Raw genomic sequence first — 25,490 nt, forward strand, 5'->3', positions numbered from 1 at the left:
CTCCAAAGGAGGAGAGGTCCGTCTTCCGCTCAGGGATTCACCCGCGCTTTCCTGACGCGGGTGCGCCTCTCCCGCTGCAGGATGCCCGACGGCCAACTGCTCAGCGGACCCACCAGCGTGATCAGTGATGGCACGAGCAGCGCTCGAACGATGAACACGTCGATCAGGATGCCGACCCCGAGCAGGAAGCCAAGTTCGTGAAACGGCCCAAGCGGGACCAGGGCGAGGAGCCCGAAGCTGGCGGCCAGCGCCAGGCCAGCCGAGGTGATCGCTCGGGTCGATTCCGGGGTGGCGACGAGGAGGGCATCCCGCATCGAGAGGTTGCGGGCCTTCTGCCAGACGTGGCCGACGGCGAAGATGTTGTAGTCGGACCCGAGGGACAAAAGGAGCACCGACCCCGCAAACGGGACGTAGAACGTGAGCCCGTCGTGCCCGAGGTAGCCCTGGAAGAACAGCACTGACAGACCCAGAGTGGCGCCGAGCGCGAGCACGCTCGACGCGAGGAGGTACAAGGGGGCGACCAGCGCCCGGAGGAAGATGACGAGTAGAAGTAGGTTCACGGCCAGCGCGACGAGCCCGATCCGCAGGAGGTCGTTGGTGGTGTCCGCGATGATGCCCGCGGCGAGTGCGGTGTCGCCGGCGACGTAGGCGGTGACCTCGCCCAGACCCGCGTCTGCGGCGAACTGCGGAAGTGCCCCTTCGACGCGCCCGAGCGAAGCGATCGCCGTCGACTCGAGGGGTGTGTTGCTGAGGACGACAAGGAAGCGGACGGCGTCGCCCGATTTCGCGGTGAAGGCGCCGACGTCGTCTGCCGCGCGGAGGTCGCCCGGACCAATCAGGCCCGCCACTCCCGGTTGGGCTTTGAGGACCTCGCCGAACTTGGCGAGCTCATCGGTCCTTTCCCCGATTCCCGGTGCTTCGAGCACGATCTCAGTGGGGGAGACGATGCCCGGGGCGAAGCCCTTCCCGGCGGCGTCTGCGGCGCGCTGCACGCCCGTGTTTTCGGGCAGGGACTGGACGAATCCAAGGCCGAGGTCGAGGTTGCGTGCCTGGTAGGCCGCCGTCCCCAAGCCGGCCACGCACAGCAGTACCAGGACGAAGGCGGAGCCGCGGTGCGCGACGGCTCGGGTGAGGAGGGAAGGCCGCTGGCGCGCCTTCGCGGGTTGCGCCACGAGATTCCGAGGCCAGAACACGGCTCGGCCGAAGATGGCGAGCAAGGCTGGCACGAGCGTGACTGCCACCACGAGTCCGGTCAGGACCGTGAGCGCGAGGGCGGGCCCGAACCCGCTGAAGAGCGGGGACTCGGCGACGAGGAGCGAGGCCGTTCCCGCTGCGACCGTTACGCCCGCGACAGTGACGATCGGTGTGACGGAAGCGGTGGCGAGACGGGCCGCCTCGAGGCGTTCGTGGCCCTCCCTGAGCCGGGCGCGCAGACCGGAGATGTAGAAGATGCAGTAGTCGGTGACGATGCCGAGGAGGAGTGCGACGATCAGGGGCCGCAGGTCGGCCGGGATCGACACATCCATCATCGTCGCGGCCCAGCCGGACACGCCGAGGGTGACGAACACTGCAGCCCCCACGGAGATCAGCGTCAGGGCCGGCGCCACCAGCGAGCCGAACGTGAGGGCCACGATGGTGAGCACCGCAAGGACGGTCACCACCTCGACGATGTGGACGTAGGAGGTCAGGACCCTGCCCTGGGCGGCGCGCGCCGGGATGGAGCCGGTGACGCCCACATAGCCGTCGGAAGCGTCCGTGAGCTGTTCGGCTGCGAAGTCCTCGGCGATCTGGCTCTGCTCGAAGAAGTTCAGCGTGGGGTCCGCGAAAAGGAAGGTGACCACTGTCGTGTTCGTCTCGGCGGCGCCGGGGAACGCTCCCTCGGCATTTGGCACCGGAATTGCACCGAGTAGCTCAGTGTCGTACTGACCCTGGTTGATGGCGATGCCACGCATGACCGCTTCGGCCTGAACCAGTGGGGGCAGGCCATCAGGATTGCGCTGCACGATCGCCGCCCGGCTCAGGAGGGGAAATCCAAAAAGCTCCAACGACCGCTGCTCGGCCGCGAAGCTGGAATCGTCGGCCCCGAGCGCCTCGATGTCATTGGCAGAACCCTGCATAGGGGGCAGGAACAACGTCGCTGCGACAGCCGCGGCCACCCATCCGAGGACGATGAACCAGCGCAACGCGACCATCGCCCGGGCGTAGCCGTACCAGAGTTTGGCCATCAGGCCGCGGCGGGGCTCCGCCTCCACCGACGCAGGCGCTGCACTCATGGCGTGCCGCTGGGGCTGGGCTCCGCAGAGGCGGACTCAGTGGTCTCGGGGGCCTTCCCGGCTTGGGCAAGGCATTCCTCGGACGCCCCGTCTGCCGTCTCACGGGCGTCCTGGAGACGGTCGAGGGTCTCCTGCAGGGCACGCGCATCCTGTGCCTCCGCGCCCTTGGCCAGGTCATCGATGCCCTGGTCGACGACGAGGTTGTACTCGGCCGCCCGCACGCACGCATCTGAAACGTCTCCCGTCTCCGTGGTCGTGCGCTCCGGCGTCGGCGACGGGCTCGCGCTGGCGCTGATCACGGACTGCGCCTCCATCGGGGTGGCCCACCCGACGCCGAGGAGGAAGACTCCGGCAGCCACGGCCAACGCAATGCCGACCAGGAGCCCGATCAGAAGCATCAGCCAACCACTGAAAGTTCCGCCGCTCCGGTGCTCGCCGACTGTCATCGAACCTCCTCGTGGAGTGGCCTCCCTTGGCCACGTGGGGCACAGCAGTACTGAGATGGTATTGGTCAGGGGCGAGTCGCGCCGATATTCGCTACAGGATCGGTCGATGTCCCGCCACGCAGGGCCTGCTGCCATCTCGGCATCACTCATGAGCGGACGCCAGCATGCAGGGGCGGGGACCAGCAGCAAAGGGCTCACAGGGATCTGTGCAGAGACTTCGCCTCAAGAACCCCCGGAAGACGGCAGATCAGGAGGTTGGGGTCCGGTCATCTGTGAGGGGTTCAGGCGTTTCGCCGTTGGCGACCGCTTCAATCCAGTCGACCGCCTCGTCCGACAGGAAGAGGCCAGCCGGTCCGCTCTTGCCGACCCACCGGGGATCAATGCCGATGGTGCCGCCGGCTTCGGCTATTTCTTCGACGAGGTCGGGCGGGACCTCATCACCGTTGTTGGCTATCAGGTAGTCACGGGACTGCTGGCGCAGCTTCGGCCACCACGCGTCGATGCTCATCCGGCAATTGTCAGTCATACCGACGCGAGGCGCCAGACTCCGCAGAAGCGGATATTCGACGGGTGCTGCCATGGGACGATCGGAACGTGAGTTACCAGGTGGCGTTCTTCCGGAACATGAACCTCGGCCAGGCGCGGAGCCGATCCCCGCGCAGCTCCGAGCTTCTCGATGCCTTCGCAGCCGCCGGGGCGAGCAGTGCAGTGAACTTCCAGACCAACGGCACCGTGATCTTCACCGGCGAGCAACCAGCTGCACTCGCGGAATCCGTCGTGAACCGCCTCACAGCAGCCACGGGCTACACCGACCTTGTCGTGGTCCGCTCCGCCGACTGGCTCATCGACACACTCGGACACCTTGACCCTGAAGTACCCGCGGGGGAAGTTGCCCTCTTCGACGCCATCCTGCTCCCGGAACTCGTGCTGCCTCACGTCGAACGCGCTGCTACCGGCGAACTCGTGGTGCACGCACTCACCTGCGCCCACGCGGTCACGAGTGCCACCGGCGCTGGGATCTCCGCCGGACCGGTACTGACACGGCTGGTCGGCGTCCCGGTCACCTGCCGGGGGATCCGCACGATGCTGCGACTCGTCGCGCGGCTGACCATCCTCATCGGGACAGCGAAGTAGGGGCGGCAGGGCCAGGATTGCCGGGCAGGACCCCTCAATCCCAAGCGAGGGCACCTGACGAGCGCGGCGAGCCGGCGCGGCTAGACCCACGGGTCGCAGGTGGCAACGTCAAGAAATGACCAGCAGTCGTGGTGGGCGCAGAGGGACTCGAACCCCCGACATCTTGCTTGTAAGGCAAGCGCTCTAACCAACTGAGCTATGCGCCCCGCGCCCACCATTGTGGCAGATCAGCCGTTGGGGAAGCAGTAGCTGACCGTGTCGGCAAGGTCGTGCGGCACGCCCGCGTCCTCGTAATAGGTGCAGATGGAGGCCGCATGGAGGCCGCCGCGGCCACCGAAGCCCCAGCCGGCGGGCTTCTTGTTGAAGAAGGCCGTCTCCATGAACAGGTCCTTGTTCCCATCCCTGTCCTTGGCGGTGACGACGTACTGCACGGCCAACCAGTTCGGGTCGACCTTCGACTGGAGGCAGGAGTCGGTCACGATGCTCTGGTCGGCGATGATGTCGCGGATGGTGTCCTGTCTGACGGGGCAGGAGACGGGGGTCACGTGGACGATGTTGTTGAAGACCCACTGGTTGAGGTTCTGGAACTTCCCGTCCTTCACGCCCGCGATGGTCGCCCAGATCTCGGAGCGGCAGCCGTTGCGGCCAGTCCAAGGGGTGTCGCACTGCGTGCGCCACTTGCGGCCATTGATGGTGTGCTCGCCCGGCGTCACCAGCGGATTCCACGTCTCCCAGGTGGAGCGAGGGCTGGTGAGGTAGGTGAGGTTGTTGAAGACCCACTGGCTCTTCTGCGTGAACTTTCCGTTGGCGTAGGTGACCTGCGTTCCCCAGATCTTGGTCTCGCACCGGTCCACGGTGGTCGAGTACTTGGTGCAGTTCGTCACCCAGGTACGGCCGTTGTAGGCCCAGGTGCCGGTCTCGGTGTAGACCTGCTGGGCGGACTTGGCCACCTTGGTTTCAGCGGCGGCCTGCTGTGGGGTCAGGGACAGCGTCCAGGCGAGGCCAACGGCCAGAACCAGGAGAATGCGGATGAATCGGGAAGAGCCGCGCACGTTTTCACTCCGGGGGGTTGAGACTTCGGGGGTGCTCTGCACTCTAGGCATCACCAGCGCTGCTGGCACACAGAACGAAACCTCAGCTTTAGGGTTCCCGCGCTGGTCAGGCGCCTAGTGCCGCCCTCACGAGTCTGGCGACGGTGGCGCCGTCGGCCCGGCCCGCCGCCCTCACATTGACCGCCTTCACGATGCTGCCCATCTGCTTCATGGTGGGGGAGTCACCCCCATCCCGTAGAGCTTGGACCTCCTCATCGACCAGCGCCTGGAGTTCAGCGTCGGTCAGGGGCTGGGGGAGGTAGCGCGCGATGAACTCGGCCTCCGCCGTCTCGTTGTCCGCGAGGTCCTTGCGGCCGGCATCGGCGTAGGTCTGGGCGGAGTCGCGGCGCTTGCGCTGCTCGCGGGTGATGACAGCCAACTCCTCCTCGTCGCTCAGTTCGCGGGCCACGTCCCCGGCCACTTCCTCGTGGCCGATCGCCGCAAGAAGTGCGCGGATGTTGGTCTTGGCCAGTTCATCCTTGGCGCGCAGTGCGGCGGCCAGGTCAGTCCTGAGTCGTTCCTTGGAAGCTCCCATGGTTGGTAGCATGTCACATTGTGGCTGCTGAAGATCTCTCCCAAACCATCGCCGACCTCGACCGGTCCCTGACCTCGATCGAGGCTGTTGCCGACCTGCCGAAACTGCGTTCGGAGATCTCCGTCCTTGAGCAGGAGGTCGCGGCACCGGATCTTTGGGACGACCAGGACAACGCCCAGCGCGTCACGTCGCAACTGTCTGTCAAGCAGGCCGAGGTGGAGCGGCTCGAGAAGCTGCGCTCACGCCTGGACGACGCCGCTCTGATGCTCGAGATGGCAGACGAGGAGGGCGACAAGTCGGTGCACGACGAGGTCGCGAACGAGTTGCGCGGCCTCGGCAAGGAGATCGCGGCCCTCGAGGTGCGCACCCTGCTGTCCGGCGACTACGACCCCCGTGACGCACTGATCACCATTCGCGCGGAGGCGGGCGGCGTCGACGCGGCCGACTTCACCGAGAAGCTGATGCGCATGTACCTGCGCTGGGCGGAGCGTCACGGCTACGGCGTCGAGGTCTACGACACCTCCTTCGCCGAAGAGGCGGGACTCAAGTCCGTCACCTTCGCGGTCAAGGCTCCGTACGCCTACGGCACCCTCTCGGTCGAGCAGGGCACCCACCGGCTGGTCAGGATCTCGCCGTTCGACAACCAGGGCCGCCGTCAGACCTCGTTCGCCGGTGTGGAGGTGCTGCCCGTCACTGAGGAGACCGACCACGTCGACATCCCCGAGTCCGACATCAGGGTGGACGTTTTCCGCTCCTCGGGTCCGGGTGGCCAGTCGGTCAACACCACGGACTCCGCGGTGCGCATCACGCACCTGCCCTCCGGCATCGTCGTCAGCTGCCAGAACGAGAAGTCGCAGATCCAGAACAAGGCCGCCGCGCTCCGGGTGCTGCAGTCGAGGCTGCTGGAGCGTGCTCGCCAGGACCGCGAGAAGGAAATGAACGCGCTCAAGGGCGACGGCGGCAACTCCTGGGGTGCCCAGATGCGCTCCTACGTCATGAACCCGTACCAGATGGTCAAGGATCTGCGCACCGATTACGAGGTGGGTAATCCGGAGGCGGTCTTCGACGGGGAGATCGACGGCTTCATCGATGCCGGCATCCGCTGGCGCAAGCAGTCGGAGACCGCCGCCTCCCAGTGAGCCCGTCGCGGCGTGTTGAAACGGTGACCAGTTGAGTTCTGACCTAGACTCGCGAGTGACCAACTGAGAATTCCTCAGAAACTTCCCCGTACGGTCGGAGTCTGGCATTGATCACGTTCGAAGACGTCACGAAGTTCTATCCCGGTCAGGACCGGGCTGCGCTTCGTAACATCAACCTGGAGATCGCCAAGGGAGAATTCGTCTTCCTCGTCGGTCAGTCAGGCTCGGGCAAGTCCACCTTCCTCCGCCTGATCCTGCGGGAGTACCGGCCAACCAAGGGCACGCTCTACGTCGCAGGCAAGAACCTGACCACGATGAACCAGTGGAAGGTGCCGGCCCTGCGTCGCCAGATCGGAACCGTGTTCCAGGACTTCCGCCTGCTGCCCGGCAAGACTGTCTTCGAGAACGTGGCCTTCGCGCTGCAGGTGATCGGCAAGCCGCAGAAGGAGATCCGCAGGCTGGTTCCGGAGACGTTGGAGATGGTGGGCCTGGCTGGAAAGGAGAACCGGCAGAACGAGGAGCTCTCCGGGGGAGAGCAGCAGCGGGTCGCGATCGCCCGTGCCTTCGTGAACCGGCCCAAGATCCTCATAGCGGACGAGCCCACCGGCAACCTGGATCCGGAGACTTCGGTGGGAATCATGAAACTGCTTGACCGGATCAACCGGACTGACACCACCGTCATCATGGCAACCCACGACTCCTCGATCGTGGATCAGATGCGCCGTCGCGTTCTGGAGTTGCGCCAAGGAGAACTTGTGCGCGACCAGACCAAGGGCGTCTACGGCACCGCCTGAGATCGAGAGGAACGAATGCGACACACACTCCGGGAAACCTGGTCCGGCCTCCGGCGGAACCTTGCGATGACGATTGCCGTCATCGTGACCATGGGCGTCTCCCTTTCCCTGTTCGGGGCTGGGCTGCTCACCTCGATGGAGGTGGACCTGGTCAAGGGTCGCTGGTACGACAGGATCGAGATCTCGGTCTTCCTCTGCACCGAGCACACGCAGGGCGGCATGTGCGAGGAGGGCAAGGCGACCACCGCGGCCCAGCGGGAGAGCATCCGCCAGACCTTGGAGGCAAACCCCGAGGTCGCGGAAGTGTTCTACGAGTCCAAGGAGGCTGCCTTCGAGGAGTTCCAGCGCGTCTTCGCCGACTCGCCCATCCTTGGTTCCCGCACGGTGGACCAGATGCAGGACTCATTCCGCCTGAAGCTCGAGAACCCGGAGAACTATTCCGGCGTCGTGAGCGAGGCCCAAGGATTGCAGGGCGTCCAGAACGTCCAGGATCTCCACCGGGTCCTTGACCCGATGTTCAGCTGGCTCAACGCCCTGCAGTGGGCAACCATAGGGATGAGCGTCCTGCTGCTGCTCGCTGCGTCCCTCCAGATCGCCAACACCATCCGCATGGCCGCATTCACCCGCCGCCGCGAAATCGGCATCATGCGACTCGTCGGCGCATCCAACTTCTACATCGTCCTGCCGTTCCTGCTCGAGAGCCTCATTGCAGGTCTGATAGGTGTGCTGGCCGCCAGCGTCACGCTCGCCACCGGGTACTACCTGGTCATCGAGCGCAACGCCAAGACCTCAATCCAGGCTTTACCCTGGATTGACTGGTCCCACGTCACAACTGCCATTCTTGCCATGACAGCGGTGGGCATCGCACTCGCGATCATCCCGACGTTGCTGGCAACCAGGAAGTACCTCCGCATCTAGGAAGCCACTAGGAGAACAAACGTGAATCGGGACCTTCCCCCTCTGCCCGAGAACTCCAGCCGACACACCGTCCGTGGCATCGTCGCCGCAGTGGTGCTGGCGCTGGCTGTCTCCATGGGTGCCGCCGGCGCCCGCGCTGATGATCTGGACGAGCGCCGGGACGAACTGAAGACGGAGATCGCGCAGGCCAAGGCCGCCGTCGACGGCGCCTCGACCGACGTCCAGGCCGCAGTCGCTGCCTATGAGGCCGCTCAGTCCGAGCTCGAATCGGCCGAAAGTGCGCTGAAGGCAGCAGAGGAGGCCACCGATAAAGCGCGTGCCCTCGACAAGCAGCGTGCTGATGAACTGGCCGACGCTGAACACAAGGTGAAGCAGGCCGAAGCCGACGTCGCTGCGGCGCAGGCCGCCTACGACTCCGTCGACGCCCGCACCACGGAGGAGATCACGGTCATCACGCAGCAGAGCGGGCCGCTGGTGGACCTGGCACTGCTGTTCACCGACGTCAGCATGTCCGACCTGAACCAGCGGGCACAGCTCGGCGAGACGCTGTTCGACGCGTCAGCCCTGGAACTCGACGAACTGCTGGAGCGCCGGTTCAAGCTTGACGCCGCCAAGGCAGCGGCTGACGAGGCGCGCAACGCAGCGCAGAGCGCACGCGAGGCAGCGGCCAAGCAGTTGGAGGAGACCGTGGCGCGCGAGGCTGAAGCCGAGGCGCTGCGCACCGACGTCGCGGCAAAGGTCGCGGCGCGCGACCAGGCCCGCGCTGCCGCTGAGGAGCAACTCAAGGCAGAGACCGCACGGCAGGCAGCGCTCGAGCAGGAGGCCGTCGACGTGGATCGCCGTATTGCCGAGCGAATCGCGCGCGAGGAAGCGGCGAGGAAGGCCGCAGCGGAGAAGGCCGCCCGTGAGGCGGCCGCCCGTAAGGCTGCGGAAAAGGCAGCTGCGGACAGGGCGGCAGCCCAGGCCGCGGCGAACCGGGCAGCGGCAGCCAAGAAGGCAGCAGCCAAGCCGGCGCCGGCAGCGAAGCCGCAGGCAGCCGCACCCAAGCCCGCGGCCAAGCCGAAGGCCGCTGCGAAGCCGGCGGCCAGTTCGACCGGCTTCATCCGACCCGTCAACGGCCGTCTCAGCTCTCGCTACGGAATGCGGCTGCACCCCGTGCTCGGTTACCGCAAGCTGCACGACGGCACTGACTTCGCGGCCGCATGTGGCACGCCGATCAAGGCCGCCTACTCCGGCCGAGTGGCGGAGCGCTATTACAACGCCGGGTACGGCAACCGCCTCATGATCGACCACGGTCGCGTCAACGGCACCTACGTGACCACCGGCTACAACCACGCCTCGAAGTACGTCGTCGGCGTCGGGCAATGGGTGAGCGCCGGACAGGTCATCGGGTACGTCGGCACCACCGGCTACTCCACCGGCTGCCACCTCCACCTGATGGTGTGGCAGAACGGCTCGGTCACCAACCCCATGGCGAAGTGGTTCAAGTGAGCCTGTGGCATCATTGACGGATGCCCAGGGAGACCGGACGAAAGCTCGTCGCTCAGAACAAGAAGGCCCGGCACGATTACCACATCGGTGACGTGTTCGAGGCCGGTCTGGTGCTGACCGGCACGGAGGTCAAGAGCCTGCGGCTGGGCCGTGCCAGCCTTGCGGAGGCCTACGCCACCATCGAGGCCGGGGAGGTGTGGCTGCTCAACGCCCACATCCCGGAGTATGCGTTCGGCACCTGGAAGAACCACGCGACGCGGCGCACCCGGAAGCTCCTGCTGAACCGCAAGGAGATCGACAAGCTCGCCAAGGAAGTTGGCGACTCGGGCAAGACCATCGTCCCGTTGTCCCTGTACTTCTCCGACGGCTACGCCAAGGTGGAGATCGCCGTCGCCACCGGCAAGAAGGACTGGGACAAGAGGCAGACCATCGCACAGCGCGACGCTGATCGCGAGGCCCAGCGGGCGCTGGCGACGAGAAACCGCCTGCGCCGCTGAGATCAGCGGGCAGGCGGTCAGTTGGTTTCGGGTCAGTTGACGGCGACGAGGTCGCACACGAAGATCAGCGTCTCGCCGGGAGCGATCACGCCACCGGCGCCCCTGTCGCCGTAGGCCAGGTGCGGGGGAATGGTGAGCTTGCGACGGCCGCCCACCTTCATGCCGATCAGGCCCTCGTCCCAGCCGCGGATGACCTGGCCGGTTCCGGGCCGGAACTGCAGCGGACCGCGTCCCCAGGAGCTGTCGAACTCCTTGCCCGTGCTGTAGGCGACTCCTACGTAGTGGACGTCGGCGAGGTCACCAGGAGTGACCTCGGCGCCGTCGCCGACGGTGAGGTCCTCGATCACGAGTTCGGTCGGCGCGTCGCCGGCGGGTACATCAATGTTTGGCTTTTCCATGCCCGCAACCCTAGCCGGTCTGCTCGGTCCAGCGTCCAGCCTCGATCTGGGGAAAGCTCAGGGCTAACCCCAATTTCGTAGGCGCCCGGCGGGGGGCACACTTGGCTCCATGATGAGTGAGTCGATGCGCCCCAACCTCGTGACTGACGCCCAGCGCGACCGAGCCGTCGACTACCTCCAGCGTGCCTACGCCAACGGAGCCCTCGAGGCCGAGGAGTTTGACGAAAGGCTCTCCCAAGCCCTGACAGCCAGCACCCGGAGCGAACTCAACTCCTCATTGCGGGGTATCGCCCGGATTGCGGAGACCCCCTCGATGGCCATGGCACCCGCTCCCGTAGCCATGCCGCCGGTGCCGGTGGGTGTTCAGAACGTCGGCTCCGGCCTGGTCCATCTCGCCGGACTTCCCACCGGCTTCATCGGACCCGCCATCGTGAAGGCTGCCGCCACCCCTGGTTCGCGCCTGTGGTGGGAGGCCAGCAGAGCCATGAGTTGGCAGATCTCGTCCCTGCTCGGCTTCATCGCCGTCGTGATCGGATCGATCGTGCTCGACATGGCGGCCCCGATCTTCCTCGCCGGTCTCGCCTGGTTCGTCGGCACGGTGGTGTTCTCCGTCCGAGCGTTCAACGGCGAGGACAGCACCGGCAGGCTGGGCCACCTCATGCTCTTCGGGCCCAAGGCGCCACCGCGACGCTGACCAGTCGGTCCGTTCGCGGGTGATACGATGGATGCTGAACAACTCAACAGGGGGTGACTGGTTTCGACTTGGGACGGTAGTCCCAGGAGAAGCGGGCCGAGGATCCATGCTCATCTCGTCAAACGCTGCATGGAAACCAATAAGTGCCAACAACAACCGCACTGACTTCGCTCTCGCTGCCTGATCAGCGACCGAAGGGTCAGCACGGGCGCGCCTTCCGCCCGTTCCCTGGCCTCATTTAGAAGGCTTGCTGAGTAGCTTTGGTTTCTGGGGCTGCTCGGGACTCAACAGGAACTGGGCTCGTCTGCGACATGCCGACGTGAGTGCAGGAGCCAAGTAGAACGCCTAGTCGGCTGCGCCCGGAGAAGACCTGGTTCGCCTTTCAAGGACGCGGGTTCAATTCCCGCCACCTCCACCCCTGCCAAACCTGTTCAGGTTGTCGCACATCGACCCCCAGATTCCGCTCGCGGATCTGGGGGTCTTGTGCGTCCGGGCACAACTGGGTCCCTAGGGACTACGGATCACAGACCCACTTTCGGGGTTCGGCCCTGCCAGTTGGCTGGGGGAAATTCTTCAGGCGCTCCGCTGAGTCCCGGGCTCGGCGACGGCCCCGTGCCAGAATGGGTTCATGCGCAGCGGTAGCCCACCAGCGGCAGGTCAGGTCCTGATTGCCACCGAACCAGGCAAGGGTGGCTACTTCGACCGCAGCGTCGTGCTGCTGCTGGACCACAACGAGTCTGGTTCTCTAGGCGTCTGCCTTCACAAGGTTGCCGAACTGGAGATGGTGGAGCCGCTGGCGCACTTCACGCAGTACCTCTCGCCGCCTGCGATTCTGTTCGAGGGTGGGCCGGTGTCCCAGCAGGCTGCGGTTTCGCTCGCCAAGGTTGCGAACCCATGGGAGGAGCCTCCCGGTTGGCGACGGGTCTACGACGACATCGGGATCCTGGACCTGGAAACGCCCATCGAACTGGTGTCGGGGGCCTTCTCCCACCTGCGGATCTTCGTGGGGTTGTCGGGCTGGGAGGCCGGGCAGCTCGAGGGTGAGCTGATCCGTGGTTCCTGGTTCCGTGCACCCGCGCGGGCCGAGGAAATCTTCGGCACTCCGGAAGACCTTTGGCGCAGGACCCTGCGGCGGGTCGGAGGCGCCGTGGGGAGATGGTCAACCTGGACCGAGACGCCAGAACTGAACTGAGACGGTGGCGCTCAGGCAGTGGCCACCGCGCCGTCGAGCAGAGCGACGCGGCGGTCTGCCAGCGACAGCATCACTGGGTCGTGTGTGGACACAACCGCAGCCAGCCCACGCTCGTGGGTGAGCTCGACGATCAACTGCATCACCGCGGTCGCAGTGTCGGAGTCGAGCTGCCCGGTTGGTTCATCGGCGACAAGGACGTCGGGGTCGGTCACGAGCGCCCGGGCAATTCCGACGCGTTGCTGCTGACCGCCGGACAGTTCACCCGGACGTTGCTTCGCATGACGGGCGAGACCGACGCGCTCCAGGTGCGCACTGACGCGGCGGCCCCGCTCGGCCGGGGAGATCCTCTGCAGGCGCAGCGGTACCTCGACGTTCTCGGCCGCCGAAAGGACCGGGATCAGCCCGAACGACTGGAACACGTAGCCGAACCGCTGCCTGCGCAGGGCGAGTCGGTCCGCCTCCGGCATGGCCGAGAGGCTCTGTCCGTCGGCGAGGGTGACCTCTCCGACGTCGGGCAGGTCCAGACCGCACAACAGATTGAGCAGAGTGGTCTTGCCCGCCCCGGAAGGGCCGGTGACGACTGTCAACTGGCCGTGGGTGACGTCGATTTCGACTCCCCTCAGGGCCCGGACCGCAGTCTGGCCGCTGCCGAAGGTGCGGTGGAGGTTCCTGCCACGCAGCGCGATCGCTCCTCGGTTCACCTGGGTTCTCCTTCTGCTGAAGTCGCGCGACGCGCGGCCGCGTCGTCAGGCCAGACGGAGACGTGGTTGCTGTGCCTGGAGATGCGTACCCGGTTCTCCAGACCCAGTTCCTCGACGTGTGCACGCGGCAGTTGGAGTCGGCCGTTGCTGTCCAACACTGTGTACTCCGTGGACTCGACCCTGACATTGCCTTCTGCGTCGACGTAGCGGTTGCGCAGCACCTCGGTGGAGGTGCGGCCGTCGCGGATCTGGATCGTGCGCTGGACGTGCTCGCCCACCATCGGGTTGTGCGTGACCACGAGCATGGTGGCGCCGAGCTCAGTGGCCGCGCTGCGCATCGCATCGAGAACCTGTATGGAGCTGTCCTCATCCAGTTCACCGGTGGGCTCGTCCGCGAGCAGAACCACGGGGTTGTTGGCGAGCGCGATCGCGATCGCCACCCGCTGCTGTTGCCCGCCGGAGAGTTCATGTGGTCGGCGTCCTGCGCAGTCGGCCACCCCGAGCAGCTCCAGCAGCTCTCGGGGCCTGGAGTTCCTGTCCGGCCGGTTCGTCACGAGCATCGGCAGGGCGACGTTCTCCTCGGCGGTGAGGAATCCCACCAGATTCCTGGACGTCTGCTGCCAGACGAATCCCACGGTGTGGCGGCGGTAGTCGACGCGCTGGCGGCTGTTCATCGTAGCCAGGTCGTGCCCAGCGACACGTGCCCGACCTCCCGTGGGACGGTCGAGCCCCGAGAGGATGTTCAGCAGGGTTGACTTCCCAGAGCCGGAGGCTCCGACGATCGCCACGATCTCGCCGGGATCGACGACCAGGCCGAGCCCTTGCAGAGCCTGAACCTCAACGCCCTCGGTCGAGTAGATCCGCACCAGGTCCTCGCACCAGATGTCGGGCCCTGAGTGCTCGCGGGCGAATAGTGCTCGCCCCCGACGCGGCGATGATTGCGTCATTTGTCCTCCCCGGTCCTCGTTACCACCGCGAGGCCGGCGCGTGCCGCCGACCAAGAAGTCACGCCCACCGCTGCTGTGGTCACTGCTGCCACGACGGCTGCCACCAGACCCAGCCAGGGCCCGTTCAACACCATCACCGGATTGCCCAGGCCCCCGGTCAGGCTGCTGAAGTCCAAGGACGTCAGCAAGATGGCCGCGATGGCGATGCCGAACGTGAGCCCGGTGACCAAGGACACTGCGACGACGGGGATGAGTTCCCACGCGGCCATCGCACCCGTGGCCCGGGGCGGCGCCCCAAGCACTCCCAGAATCCGCGCCAGCTGCGCCCGTTCACGATTGCCCATGCCGTGTGAAACCACTACCGCTCCTGCCAACGCCGCCACCGCGAGCCCCGAGACCACCGTCACAACTCGGCCCAGGTTGACCACCACCGGCTGGCTGCGGGCAGCATCCAGCTGGTCCTTCGCGGTGGTCACCAGTCCGCCACCCGCCGTGACCGTGACGGCCTCGGCGACCGCCGTCGGATCGGCCCCGTCGCTGACGTCCACCAGTGCCAGTCGGGAGAGCCCGACGTCGCCGCCGAGCGCGAGCCAGTGTCCGGCGTCGATCAGTATCCAGTCGCCCCGGGCCGGAGAACCCGGCAGGGACCCCCAGTGGGCGCCCACTTCCACCGTGCCGACCCCTGCCAGCACCGCCGTTGCGGCATGGGGGAGCGACCCTCCGGCCACGACCACGGGCGGCTTGGAGTCGTTGAAGAAGCCCTCCGGGAGCACCGGCAACCCCGCCGTCGCCGAGCCGTAGACATCGGTGAGGCTGGGCTCGGCCACCCACACGGTCACGGCGGTTTCACCGTCGGCGCTTGTGAGCCGGCGCCGCTCCCTCGTGTCGAAGAGCCGGGAAACGCTGGCAACGCCGTCGAGGGACCGCAGATCGGTGAGCAGGTCGTCAGTGACGGCGGGTCCGCTCAGGTTCACGTCGGCGCCGTTGCGGTCCCAGGCGGCCTCCTCCAGCCCCACGGTCACGGTGCTGAGAAGAACGGTTCCCAGAGAAGCCACCGTCGTGCCCAGCACAACCGCAAATACTGGCACCAAGCCTCCGGCGGGTCCGCGAAGTGCGCGTGCCGTGCCGAGGAAGCCGACGAGTCCGCGGCCGCGTCGGAACGCGGCGAGCAGCGCTCGCAGGGGCAACGGGTAGAGCCGCATGGCAAACGCGCACCCAGCGATGGCGACGAGCAGGGGCGCCGCGAGGGCAAGGAGGTCTGGGCCGGCTGAGGCATCCCATGCGATGTCGCGTTGTCCCAGTGAGAGTCGCCAGAGCGCCGCGACCCCAACCGCGAGCAGCACGGCCTCAGCTGCGATCCGCAACCGGCCGCCTCCGGGACCCAGGTCGGCCCGGGAGCCGTCGGGCGGACGGGCACCGGCCCCCAGCGCCAGCAGTCCACTCGCGAGTCCTGCGAGAAGGAGTGTGGGCAGCCATTCCCACCAGCGCTCGGTTCCAGCAACCAGCGTCGAGCCCATGGCGTGGCCGAACGCTGCTGCTGGCAGCGTGAGTACGAGTCCCTCCAGTCCTGCGAGCAGCCGCAGTTGTGGCAGCGAGGCGCCCCGCGCGTGCGCCAATCGAAGAGTGGGGACCCTACGGTGCGTCACGAACCGGGCGGACAGCCCCAGCAGCACCAGCCCGGTCGCGGACGGACCAGCCGCCATGACCAAGAACAACGAGCTGGTGGTGCGCTGCTGGACGGCCACCTCCGCCAGAGCGCCGCCCAGCTCAGACTGCAGGTCGATCTCAACGACGCCAGCCTCGCCCGAAGGTTGTGGCGAAGGCACGGGGTACTGCCGCGCCAACAGGCCAGTCAGCTGGCTGCCCAGGACACTGACATCAACCGCCGACGCGAGACCAAGGTCGACACCGAACCACAGGTCCACCTGCTGGGACTCGGGCTGGCCGGGGAAGAAGTGCCCGCTGCTCTCGGGGCTCAGGAAGACGCTCCCGAGCAACGCGACCCCGCGGTCGGAACTGACCAGTTCGGTGTAGCCGACACCGCCCGGGATGTGCTGCCAGCGTGAGTCCTCCACGTCGATCGGGCGGTGGATCCCGGTCACCGTTGGTCCTGCCGGAATCTGTTGTCCGACCTCCCACGAGAGCGCGCGGGCCACGTCTTCCACGACGGTGACCTCGACGTTCTCAAGGCCCTCGCCGGGTGCCAGCCGGGCCGGCTGCGGCCACTCGCCCGCCACGAGCTCGGCGTGCTCGCGCAACTGCGGGTCGATCTCGGCCTCGAGAGTCACCTCGAAATACCCGGTCTGCAGAGGGGGAGTGAACCTGCTCACCTGTGAGGTGGTGGCTCGAAACTGTGCCGGCTGGAGAATCGAGCGGAGCGGTTCGGGCTGGGACTGCCGGATGGCCTCCGCCGCGAGCCGGTAAGGCTCCCAAGGGTTCTCGTAGGCCTCGATGGTCGAAGACGACACGGTGGACTGCCACGACGAGGCAACGTCCCCCTGCTCCGCCGACAGCGCTTGCAGACGATGCCCCAACTGCGCATCCGCGAGGTTGGCCGCGTAACGGGGCCCGGCAACGAGGAGGCCTGCCATCAATGTGACCATCAGGGACACCAGGACCAGCCCAGTGGAGTTCGACCTGAACTGGCGCCACAGCAGCCGTGCGGGGCTCATCGCACCTCCTCCCGGTAGGTCTTGTCCCGCGCCTGGCGCGCGACGAGCGCGCCCACCGCGAAGTTGACCAGACCCAGACCAATGACGACGGCAGTGAGCAAGAGCGCCAGGGGCGTCCAGGACAGCTCAAGACTGGGAACCAGCGCCCCGGCTTCCGGAACGGCCGAGGATGCCAGCTCAACGACCACAAGACGGCCGACGAGCCAGCCGCCGACCATCCCGAACAGCGCAGCGGGCCATAGGGCGAGGGCCACTTCCAGGGACCGACTGAGCGCCTGGGCGTCCGTCCCCATGCCAAGGGCACGCAGGACGGCAACCTCGGGGCGGCGGTGCTCCAGCGCCGTGGAGGCTGCACCGCCCACCCCGACGAGCATGAGCAACACTGCACCACCAGCGGCCACCCAGAACGTGGTGGCGGTGTCCGTCGCCGCACTCCCATCGGGGGCGTCGTCGGTGAAGCTCACGTGCTCCACGCCGTCCAGTTTCTCCAGCGCGCGGGCAGCGGCGACCGGATCGGGGGCACTGGCCCAGACCTCCTGGGGCCACGGCAACGTGCCGGAGCTGAGGGAGCGGTGCGCTGCGAGCAAGGAGGAGTCCAGGATCGCCGCTCTGGGGCTGTCCACCCCGGGCACCACCTCCACCAGCTGCTGCAGGACCGCCGGCACGGCACGCTCCAGCACCTGCAGCTGGAAGGTGTCCCCGACGTCGAGCTGTGCGGCATCGGCGGCTGCCCTGGTCAGTCCGACAGGTACCGGGGTTGGCACCGGTACCTCGCGCTCGGCCGTCACCGCGAGCGGATCCCGACCGAGGAGTGGCTGGCCCGCTGCAAGGCGCAGCTGCTCGGTGCCGAGGGTGTCGCCGCGCCATGCGAACCCGGTGTCCGTGACCTCAAGGACGGCGGGAAGGTCCGGTTTGTTCGACTTCAGGTCCACTCTGGCGAACCCGTGGAAGTCCCAGGTATCCACGGTGACGCTCGCGGGCAGTGCGGCGGACCGCTGGTCCTCATAGGGACGGGCGAGGTCGGCTGGGACGGCGTAGTTGGAACTCCACCCGGCATCGGCATCCAGGGGATCGCCGCTGTCGACGCTCAGCCCGATGTTGAACCCAAGCGTCCTGGACCCCGGGTCACCCCCGTCAGCGAGCGTGACGTGGACCGCGTCGACGGCGATTCTTCTCGTCGGGTCCAGTGGCACCTCCAGGACGGCCGTTCCTGAGTCCGCAACCGGTTTGGGATTGCGCAGGTCTGCCTCGTCGACCTCCAAACCCGGCTGCAGGGTGAGCGTGTCGCCCCTCACCAGTTCTGCCTGCCCGGATTCCAGATCGCGCACCAGCAGGGCGGGTTCGAGTTCGAGCGGCGCGGCCGCGGCATCCCAGAGGTGGCTGGCGAACTGGACGGCCATGACGCGGAGCTCATCTTCCGAGGGCTCCTGGCCCTCGGCCTCGGCAAGGGCCTGGGCTTCGCCGTATTCGTAGCCCAGGCGGATGGCCTCCGACTGCCACTCGTCGAACGAAACGGTGGCCTTCAGCTCCAGCCTCAGCGTCGACGTCCTCGCCGGTACCTCGATCGGGCCGGGGGCGCCGACGGTGGGCGCTTCGGGTGACAGGGACGGTACGGCGTAGTCCTGGGGAAGGGTGGCCACCTGCGCCAGGGCTGCGAGAGGTGCGGCTACGGCTTTCAGGGTCATGTCTCCGATCCCCGCCGTCTCATCGAGCCATACGGGGACCGACGCCGTCACGCCGCCGTGGCCGACGATCTGCGGAACCGACCTGGGCGCGACGGGAGCTTTGGGCGGCGGTGAGATCGACGCCCGCACGTCGGTGGCGGCGAGGAGTGTGCGGTGGTCCTGCTCCAGCTCCGATGCGCTGCCGGCGAAGAGGGAGGCCAGCGTGATGGTGCCCACGGCCAGAATCGTGAGCACCACCGAGACGGCCTGGTGGGCGAGCTGACGACTCAATTGGGAGGCAGCCAGCGGAAACGCGGCCGAGCCGACGGAGTGCGCCAGGCGTTCGACGAGGCGCGTCAGGGGACCCAGCAGCACCATCCCGAGTACCGCGGCCGCAAGGAGGAGGAGGGCGGGGGCCATCGCGGCCACCAGGTCGGGTGAGCGTTCGCCGTCGGGTCCCGCGACCACGACGGAGCCGGTGCTGTTGAGTTGCCACAGGGACACCGCCGCACCGGTGGCCACCGCGAGCGCTGACGCTGCACCGGCGATCGCGGGGACCCGGTCGGGACGGGTGGCCGGGTTGGTGGTGCGCCGGATCTGGAGTTCGGTGCTGATCGCCAGGGTGATGACGATGAGCGCACCGGTGCCGAGGGCTCCCGCGATGATCGGTGTGACGTCATTGACGGCGCCGCTGACGACCCGCACCACCGCCAACGCGGCGAGGAGCCCCACCAGGGTGCCCGCCCCGGTCACGGCCGTGGACTCTGCCGCCTCCGCCCACAGCAGCTGGGCAGGGCGGGCGCCGCGGGCAAGCAGGAGGTGGACCTCCCGCTCCCGCGCCGCCGCCAACAGGGCAGCCACTTGGGCCACCGCGATCACCGTTATTACGAAGAGCACGCCGAGCGGCACCCAGGCCAAGGCGCGTGCCGACGCCCATCTGGCGGCCGCCGCGCGAGCGATGGGCGCCAGGTCCCCTTCGACCGTGACCCCCCGGCCAGTCAGGTCCGCGGCCACGGCCACGCGGGTGGCCTCGGCGGCGCCGTCGGCAAGGGCGCCGAGGTGGCCGGGGAGGATCGATCCCACGTCGGGCGCCACGACCCACACGACGAAACCCGTGCCACCCCTCGGGTCAGGTTCCTCGCGCGTGAAGATCGACACAGGTGCCGGCGCGAAGCCTTGGGCAAGGCGTTCCCGGGCGAGGTGGTCCTGGGCCCGGGGATCATCCCCGCGTCGCATCCTGACCTGGACGACCGTGGCCTCGGAGTCACTTCCGGCGGCCAGGGCGGAGCGAGCCGCCGTGGTAGCCGTCGCATCAGACCAGCCCATGGCTCCGGCCACGAGGGCGGTCGTGACCACCACGAGCACCAGCTGGGTGAGGATCAGTACTCCGGAGGCGCGCGCACGACGTGTCAACCACCGGGACCACGTCGTCATGGCCCGTGAGCCTATCCCAGCTGGATACGTCCTGTTCGGGCGAGGGGCTAGAGTGTGGCCACAGGTGAACCAGGGAGGGACTGTGACGGAAAGGACCCGCGGCCGCATCCTGATCGTCGACGACGATGCGGCGCTGTCTGAAATGCTGCAGATAGTGCTGGGTCAGGAGGGCTTCGAGACCGTGCACTGCGCCTCAGGCAGCAGCGCGCTGGGTGTCCTCAGGGAGAGCAGGCCCGACCTCGTCCTACTGGACCTCATGCTCCCGGGCCGCGACGGCGTCTCCGTGTGCAAGGACATCCGGGCCGAGTCCGACGTACCAATCGTGATGCTGACCGCCAAGTCGGACACCTCCGACGTGGTGGCCGGACTCGAAGCGGGGGCCGACGACTACATCGCCAAGCCGTTCAAGTCCAAGGAACTGGTGGCCAGGATCCGGACCCGACTGCGGCGCATCAGTGCGGACCCGGGCGCCGACGAACTGAGCATCGGGGACCTGAGCATCTCGGTCGCGGCCCACACCGTCAAGCGGGGCACCACCCAGTTGCAGTTGACGCCACTTGAGTTCGACCTCCTACTGGCGCTGGCCAAGCGCCCGACCACCGTTTTCAGCAGGGAAGCTCTCCTCGACGAGGTGTGGGGCTACCGGAATGCGGCCGACACCAGACTGGTGAACGTGCACGTCCAACGGCTCCGCTCCAAGGTGGAGAAGGACCCCGAACATCCGGAGATCATCGTGACAGTCCGGGGGATCGGGTATCGAGCCGGTGAAGCGACACAGGCGTCCTGAACGCAGCCACTCAGGTATCCGAAACCTGTGGGGCAGTTCCCTCCCGCTGCGGGTCCTGTTCCTCACTCTCGGGTCCTCCTTCATCGTGCTCGTCCTGGCCGGCCTGCTACTGCTGAACCAGGCCACGGCGGGCATCGTGGAGACGAAGAAGGACGCATCGGTCGCGGAGGCCACCGGCATCCACGCCTTCATGCAGCAGCAACTCCGGCTCCCTGAGTCCCGCAATGTCGCCGTCTACGAGCAACTGAGCCGGCTCGCGGATCTCGCCGGCGCACAATCAGGCCGCTACAAGGTGGTCATCCAGGGACCTGCGTCGGTGCTCGTGTCGGCCGACATCCGCTCGGAATCGGTGCCGCCCTCGCTGGTGTCCGCTGTGGAGGCTGGAACCGGCATGTTCGTCACACCCACCCGGGTGGTCTTCACCGATGAGGCAAGGCCCTCCGAGCCGGGCTGGGCCGTCGGCACCGTCCTGGTGGACAGCAGCGGGGAACGGTTCCCGGTCTACTACATCTTCCCGATGACCAGCGAGGTCTCCACGATCCAGGCGCTGCAGGGGGCGGTGGTCAGCACTGGACTGGCGCTCCTCGGGGCGCTCGCGGGCATCGCGTACCTGGTGACGGTCACCGTCGTGAGGCCGGTGCGCAAGGCCAGTCAGACGGCCCTGCGGCTGGCATCGGGGAATCTGGACGAACGCATGGTGGTCCGGGGCACCGACGACATCGCTTCCCTGGCCGAGTCGATGAACGAGATGGCCGACGACCTGCAGCAGCGCATCCGCGAACTGGAGACCCTCTCCGCAGTGCAGCGCCGGTTCGTCAGCGACGTCTCCCACGAGCTCCGAACACCGCTGACCACCATGCGGATGGCCGCCGAGGTGATTCACGACGCCAGGGGGGCGTTCCCGCCGCAGCCGGCACGTGCTGCCGAACTGATGTACTCCGAGATCGAGCGCTTCGACTCCATGCTGCAGGACCTGCTCGAGATATCTCGCTTCGATGCCGGCGCGGCGGTGCTCACCCTGGACGAAGTGAACTTCTCAGAACTGGTCAGGTCAGAGGTGGAGGCACACAAGGCACTGGCCGAGAGGGAGGGCACCACCATCCGGTTCAGCACCGCCGGTGATGAAACAGCCATGATGGACTCCCGCAGGATCCGGCGCATCCTGCGTAACCTGCTCGTGAATGCCATCGAGCACGGCGAGGGCAGGCCCGTCGACGTCACAGTGGCCGCCGACGACGACGCCGTGGCTGTGACCGTCCGTGACCGGGGGGTCGGATTCCCCGCTGCGCACGCCTCACACGTGTTCGAGCGGTTCTGGCGGGCGGATCCTTCAAGGACTCGCGTGGTGGGCGGGACCGGTCTTGGGCTGGCGATCTCCATGGAGGACGCCCGCCTGCACAAGGGCTGGCTGAGCGCTTGGGGCCGCCCGGGACGCGGCGCCCAGTTCCGTCTGACCCTGCCCAGGGAACCGGACCACCAGTTGACCAGCTCGCCGCTGCCCGTGATCCCGACCGACATCACCGCGAGGAGGACCCAGTGAGTTCTCGACTCCGCCTAGCCGTGATCGGCCTCATTCTGTTGTGCGTCGGCTGCACGACGGTTCCCACGGCTGGTCCGGTGGAGAGCGTCCCGGTCAGCGCGCCACCACGCGGCGTCGAGATCGCACCGGAACCGCCACAGCCGGGTGTCAGCCGAGCCAGACTCATCGACGGCTTCCTGCAAGCTATGGCGGACCCTGAGGCGGACTACGAGGTGGCCCGCCAGTACCTGTCGGTGGACGCGGCAGAGTCCTGGCAGCCGGAGTCCGGGGCCGTGGTCTACGACGGATTCGTCAGCGAGGCCGATGGCGCCTTTGCTGCGGTGGGCACCGCAACGGGGACCCTCGACGAGCTGGGACGATTCACCCCGACCAGGACTCCGCTGAGCTTCCCGTTCCAGTTGGTCCAGGAAGGCGGCGAATGGCGAATCAGCCGCCCCCCTCAGGGGCTGCTGATCTCAAGGTTCATCTTCGAGCGCTACTACGCACACGTGACCACCTACTTCATGGCCCGCTCCGGAAACCACGTGGTGCCCGACGTGATCCACCTGCCCGAGGCCCAGCTCACGCCCAGCCGTGTGGTGGAGGCGCAGCTGGCCGGCCCGAGCCCCGCAGTGGCGAGGGTGGTCCGCAACGCGATCCCGGCCGGTACCCGTCTTGGCCCCGAGGGAGCGAGTCTGGACGCCGATGGTACCGCGCGGGTCTCGCTCGTCGGGCTGCCGCAGGAGCTCAGCGAACACCGAAGGCGCGAGCTGGGGGCGCAACTGGTCTGGTCGCTGACGGCGATCCCGCGTATGAGCGGCCTCCAGGTCTTGAACGGCTCGACACCGCTGGCTCTTCCGGGACAGGGGGCCGACGGTGTGCTGGAGCTGGCATCCCAGCAGGGCTACCAGGTGCTCTCGCGGGCAACCACTCCTGACCTGTTCGGGGTGCGCAGGGGAGTGGCGGGGCGATTGTCCACCACGGGCGCCTTCGTGGCCATGGAGTCCGCCAGCGAGCGGGTGGCGGAGGTGGCGGTCTCCATCGACGCCTCTCTCGTGGCGTTCGTCGACGAGTCCCGCAGCCTGGTGCTGATAGGCCCCATGGGGGGTCAACTGACCGCAGTCGTCCCGGAGTCCGGCAACATCCGTTCGGCCCAGTTCGTCCTCGGAAGCCTCTGGGTGCTTGCCGACTCGCCGCAGGGCGCAACCCAGTTGATGCAGATCGACTCCCAGGGGCGTATCACGATCGTCGACACCTCGGGCGCAGGCGGACCCATCGTCGAGTTCTCGATCTCGCAGGTCGGTGCCCGGATCGCGCTCGTCACAACTCGTGGTGGCGGTCGGACCTTCGGGATGGCGGCGCTGGCCACCGGTCCCCAGCCCAGGATCGAGAGCTACTCCGAACTGCTGCTGGCCGACGAGTCGAACGTCGTCCTGAGCGGGTTCGAGGATCTGAGCTGGAGCGGTGAGACGGAGATCGCCCTGATTGCCAGGGCGGAGGAGAACCCTTCGGTCTACCTCGTACACGTCGACGGCTCGCTCGTGGAGCATCTGGGTCCCGTGGGCGAGGTTCCGGTACAGATCACCGCGCTGCCGCGCATCGGAGGTGACGCCGTCACCATCCGCAGTGAGGCCGACGCCGTCCGGCGCTACGAGGTCCGTACGCGGTGGTCCCCGCTGGGGATCGAGTTGTCGTCGGTGAGCTATCCCGGCTGACCTGTGGAATCTGGTGGTCGAGCCTGGCAGGCGACCAGAGTGGAGGTGCGTGAAGAACCTCATCGACGCGGCGGCACACCTGTTCCTGGGGGCCGCGTGTCCGGGCTGTCACTCGCCAGCCCTGGCATTGTGCACGTCCTGCAGGCTGGCGCTGTCCCAGGAAGCCCCACACATCGCGTCGCGCCCGATGCTCGACGTGCCGCTCGTGGCCGCGAACGATTACCGTCCGCTGCTGGAGCGGCTGGTGCCGGCGATGAAGGATGACGGGGCCCTGCACCTCGTGGACGATCTCGCTGCAAGACTTGCGGTCTCCGTCGCCGAACTGCTCCCGGAGCCGGATGTGGTGCTGGTGCCAGTGCCGTCGCTCCGGTCGGCGGTCAGGGCCCGTGGGTATGACCATGGGCGTCGTCTGGCTGCAGCCACGGCACGACGGCTGGGGCTGGGTTGGCGGCCAATTCTGACGAGGACTGGACCGGGCGGTGACCAGCGAGTGCTGTCTCGGGGCGACAGGCGCCGCAACGTAGCAGGCTCGATGCGGGCCCGTTCATTGGCAGGTCCCGTGGTGGTGTGCGACGACGTGGTGACAACCGGTTCGTCGCTTGCGGAGGCAGTGCGGGCGCTCCGCGCTGCAGGCAATGAGGTGCTGGGTGCAGCCGTGGTGGGGGACGCGGACCGGCCACGAAAATCGGCTGGTACCAAATCCCCCAATGGTTGACTGGAGTGGGTAACGTTGGGGAATGGAGACGCCTTCGAACGCAGGCCCTGGATTCCAGGCCGGTTCGGGGGCGCTTGTGTTTCTGGACAAAGCGCTTCGGCGCCGATAGGAGGAACGATGGACATCGTCGTCACCGGCAGGCACTGCACGGTCGGACCCGAGCTGAAGGGCTTGGTGAATGACCGTCTGACGTCTGTGGAGAAGCTGAAGGATCGTGTCATTCGTGGTGAGGTGGAGTTCTCCGCCACCGACGGCACCAAGAACCCCTCAGACGCCATCGCCGTGCAGATCACCTTGCGGAGCAAAGGTCCCGTGATCCGTGCCGAGGCCAGGGCCAACGACAAGACGCTCGCCTTCGAATCCGCCTTCGACCGGTTGAAGGCACAACTGCGAAAGGCGGCTGATCGACGCAAGACCCATCGTGGACTCAGGTCCTCGAACACGAGCCAGGACGCCGGACTCATGCCGCCGGTGGAACAGGAGACCTCCGACGACCAGACCCACGAGGTGGCCGGTCTGGTTGTCACCGGGGACGGTCCTCTCGTAGTGCGCGAGAAGGTCTTCCAAGCCGCACCGCTGACCCTCGCACAGGCCCTTGACGAGATGGAACTCGTCGGCCATGACTTCTTCCTGTACCAGGACGCGGCCACCGGCAGACCGTCGGTGGTCTACCGGCGAAAGGCCTACAACTACGGTGTGATCCATCTGGACGTCGAAGACTGACGCGCAACCTC

The 25,490-nt window shown here is 67.2% G+C and carries 23 protein-coding genes, 1 tRNA gene and 1 other RNA gene; 14 read left to right on the forward strand and 11 right to left on the reverse strand.

Translation table 11 applies throughout. The features are described 5' to 3' along the window. Window positions 1-29: 29 nt before the first annotated feature. From LKO27_RS04965 to LKO27_RS04975, 3 genes are all read right to left on the reverse strand, one after another. On the reverse strand, window positions 30-2,273 hold the full coding sequence (locus LKO27_RS04965; RefSeq protein WP_227735759.1) for an MMPL family transporter: 2,244 nt from the start codon (window positions 2,271-2,273) through the stop codon (window positions 30-32). Next, on the reverse strand, window positions 2,270-2,719 hold the full coding sequence (locus LKO27_RS04970) for a hypothetical protein (protein WP_227735760.1): 450 nt from the start codon (window positions 2,717-2,719) through the stop codon (window positions 2,270-2,272). Before LKO27_RS04970 ends, LKO27_RS04965 begins: the two co-directional genes overlap by 4 nt. A 247-nt stretch (window positions 2,720-2,966) precedes the next feature. Further along, a complete protein-coding gene (locus tag LKO27_RS04975) occupies window positions 2,967-3,227 on the reverse strand; it encodes a hypothetical protein (protein ID WP_227735761.1) in 261 nt (86 codons plus the stop codon). A gap of 86 nt (window positions 3,228-3,313) precedes the next feature. On the opposite strand from LKO27_RS04975, the gene LKO27_RS04980 reads away from it, so the two are divergent. Beyond that, the gene (locus LKO27_RS04980; RefSeq protein WP_227735762.1) at window positions 3,314-3,853 is read left to right on the forward strand and encodes a DUF1697 domain-containing protein; all 540 of its coding nucleotides are present in this window, start codon (window positions 3,314-3,316) and stop codon (window positions 3,851-3,853) included. A gap of 129 nt (window positions 3,854-3,982) precedes the next feature. Here the strand turns inward: LKO27_RS04980 and LKO27_RS04985 are convergent. From LKO27_RS04985 to LKO27_RS04995, 3 genes are all read right to left on the reverse strand, one after another. Further along, a tRNA-Val gene (locus tag LKO27_RS04985) sits at window positions 3,983-4,059 on the reverse strand. Window positions 4,060-4,080: 21 nt separating this feature from the next. Continuing rightward, on the reverse strand, window positions 4,081-4,905 hold the full coding sequence (locus LKO27_RS04990; protein WP_227735763.1) for a hypothetical protein: 825 nt from the start codon (window positions 4,903-4,905) through the stop codon (window positions 4,081-4,083). Window positions 4,906-5,011: 106 nt separating this feature from the next. Further along, window positions 5,012-5,479, reverse strand: coding sequence for a GatB/YqeY domain-containing protein (locus LKO27_RS04995; protein WP_227735764.1), 468 nt, complete (start codon window positions 5,477-5,479; stop codon window positions 5,012-5,014). A 20-nt stretch (window positions 5,480-5,499) separates the two neighbouring features. Between LKO27_RS04995 and prfB the strand changes: the two genes are divergently transcribed. The 5 genes from prfB to smpB all read left to right on the forward strand — a co-directional run bounded on the left by prfB (window position 5,500) and on the right by smpB (window position 10,318). Next, window positions 5,500-6,618 carry a peptide chain release factor 2 gene (gene prfB, locus LKO27_RS05000; protein ID WP_227735779.1) on the forward strand — a complete coding sequence of 373 codons (1,119 nt, stop codon included), beginning with the start codon at window positions 5,500-5,502 and terminating at the stop codon, window positions 6,616-6,618. 107 nt (window positions 6,619-6,725) lie between these two features. Next, on the forward strand, window positions 6,726-7,412 hold the full coding sequence (ftsE, locus tag LKO27_RS05005) for a cell division ATP-binding protein FtsE (RefSeq protein WP_227735781.1): 687 nt from the start codon (window positions 6,726-6,728) through the stop codon (window positions 7,410-7,412). 15 nt (window positions 7,413-7,427) lie between these two features. After that, window positions 7,428-8,330, forward strand: a complete 903-nt coding sequence (gene ftsX, locus LKO27_RS05010) for a permease-like cell division protein FtsX (protein ID WP_227735783.1) — start codon at window positions 7,428-7,430, stop codon at window positions 8,328-8,330. A gap of 21 nt (window positions 8,331-8,351) precedes the next feature. Then, entirely contained in the window at window positions 8,352-9,821 is a 1,470-nt protein-coding gene (locus LKO27_RS05015) for a M23 family metallopeptidase (protein ID WP_227735785.1), read from the forward strand. Window positions 9,822-9,841: 20 nt separating this feature from the next. Continuing rightward, the gene (gene smpB / locus LKO27_RS05020) at window positions 9,842-10,318 is read left to right on the forward strand and encodes an SsrA-binding protein SmpB (protein WP_227735788.1); all 477 of its coding nucleotides are present in this window, start codon (window positions 9,842-9,844) and stop codon (window positions 10,316-10,318) included. A 32-nt stretch (window positions 10,319-10,350) separates the two neighbouring features. On the opposite strand, the gene LKO27_RS05025 is transcribed toward smpB, so the two are convergent. Next, window positions 10,351-10,716 (reverse strand): FKBP-type peptidyl-prolyl cis-trans isomerase, encoded by a 366-nt coding sequence (locus LKO27_RS05025; RefSeq protein WP_227735789.1) that lies wholly within the window; start codon window positions 10,714-10,716, stop codon window positions 10,351-10,353. Between the two features lie 109 nt (window positions 10,717-10,825). On the opposite strand from LKO27_RS05025, the gene LKO27_RS05030 reads away from it, so the two are divergent. From LKO27_RS05030 to LKO27_RS05040, 3 genes are all read left to right on the forward strand, one after another. Continuing rightward, complete coding sequence (locus LKO27_RS05030; protein ID WP_227735791.1) at window positions 10,826-11,410, forward strand: DUF1707 domain-containing protein; 585 nt, start codon at window positions 10,826-10,828, stop codon at window positions 11,408-11,410. Window positions 11,411-11,459: 49 nt separating this feature from the next. Further along, window positions 11,460-11,828: a transfer-messenger RNA gene (gene ssrA / locus LKO27_RS05035) on the forward strand. Window positions 11,829-12,038: 210 nt separating this feature from the next. Continuing rightward, a complete protein-coding gene (locus tag LKO27_RS05040) occupies window positions 12,039-12,602 on the forward strand; it encodes a YqgE/AlgH family protein (RefSeq protein WP_227735793.1) in 564 nt (187 codons plus the stop codon). Window positions 12,603-12,613: 11 nt separating this feature from the next. Here the strand turns inward: LKO27_RS05040 and LKO27_RS05045 are convergent, their stop codons facing one another. From LKO27_RS05045 to LKO27_RS05060, 4 genes are read right to left on the reverse strand one after another with little or no spacing between them, the layout of a single operon-like run. Beyond that, the gene (locus tag LKO27_RS05045; RefSeq protein ID WP_227735795.1) at window positions 12,614-13,303 is read right to left on the reverse strand and encodes an ABC transporter ATP-binding protein; all 690 of its coding nucleotides are present in this window, start codon (window positions 13,301-13,303) and stop codon (window positions 12,614-12,616) included. Beyond that, a complete protein-coding gene (locus LKO27_RS05050; protein WP_227735796.1) occupies window positions 13,300-14,250 on the reverse strand; it encodes an ABC transporter ATP-binding protein in 951 nt (316 codons plus the stop codon). The genes LKO27_RS05045 and LKO27_RS05050 overlap by 4 nt, the downstream gene beginning before the upstream one ends. Continuing rightward, window positions 14,247-16,922: an FtsX-like permease family protein gene (locus LKO27_RS05055; RefSeq protein ID WP_227735798.1), complete on the reverse strand. Its 2,676-nt coding sequence runs from the start codon at window positions 16,920-16,922 to the stop codon at window positions 14,247-14,249. Before LKO27_RS05055 ends, LKO27_RS05050 begins: the two co-directional genes overlap by 4 nt. Continuing rightward, a complete protein-coding gene (locus LKO27_RS05060) occupies window positions 16,919-20,020 on the reverse strand; it encodes an ABC transporter permease (RefSeq protein WP_227735801.1) in 3,102 nt (1,033 codons plus the stop codon). The genes LKO27_RS05055 and LKO27_RS05060 overlap by 4 nt, the downstream gene beginning before the upstream one ends. Before the next feature lie 82 nt (window positions 20,021-20,102). On the opposite strand from LKO27_RS05060, the gene mtrA reads away from it, so the two are divergent. The 5 genes from mtrA (at window position 20,103) to hpf (ending at window position 25,479) form a co-directional block, all read left to right on the forward strand. Next, the gene (gene mtrA / locus LKO27_RS05065; protein WP_227735802.1) at window positions 20,103-20,807 is read left to right on the forward strand and encodes an MtrAB system response regulator MtrA; all 705 of its coding nucleotides are present in this window, start codon (window positions 20,103-20,105) and stop codon (window positions 20,805-20,807) included. A gap of 25 nt (window positions 20,808-20,832) precedes the next feature. Further along, a complete protein-coding gene (mtrB, locus tag LKO27_RS05070; protein ID WP_255622129.1) occupies window positions 20,833-22,347 on the forward strand; it encodes an MtrAB system histidine kinase MtrB in 1,515 nt (504 codons plus the stop codon). Continuing rightward, on the forward strand, window positions 22,344-24,041 hold the full coding sequence (locus LKO27_RS05075; RefSeq protein ID WP_227735805.1) for an LpqB family beta-propeller domain-containing protein: 1,698 nt from the start codon (window positions 22,344-22,346) through the stop codon (window positions 24,039-24,041). The genes mtrB and LKO27_RS05075 overlap by 4 nt, the downstream gene beginning before the upstream one ends. Window positions 24,042-24,090: 49 nt before the next feature. Beyond that, window positions 24,091-24,756, forward strand: coding sequence for a phosphoribosyltransferase family protein (locus LKO27_RS15525; protein ID WP_227735807.1), 666 nt, complete (start codon window positions 24,091-24,093; stop codon window positions 24,754-24,756). A gap of 117 nt (window positions 24,757-24,873) precedes the next feature. Beyond that, window positions 24,874-25,479 carry a ribosome hibernation-promoting factor, HPF/YfiA family gene (gene hpf / locus LKO27_RS05085; RefSeq protein ID WP_227735809.1) on the forward strand — a complete coding sequence of 202 codons (606 nt, stop codon included), beginning with the start codon at window positions 24,874-24,876 and terminating at the stop codon, window positions 25,477-25,479. Window positions 25,480-25,490 lie beyond the last annotated feature (11 nt).

The organism is Tessaracoccus sp. OS52, assembly GCF_020687685.1.
Lineage (GTDB): Bacteria > Actinomycetota > Actinomycetes > Propionibacteriales > Propionibacteriaceae > Arachnia.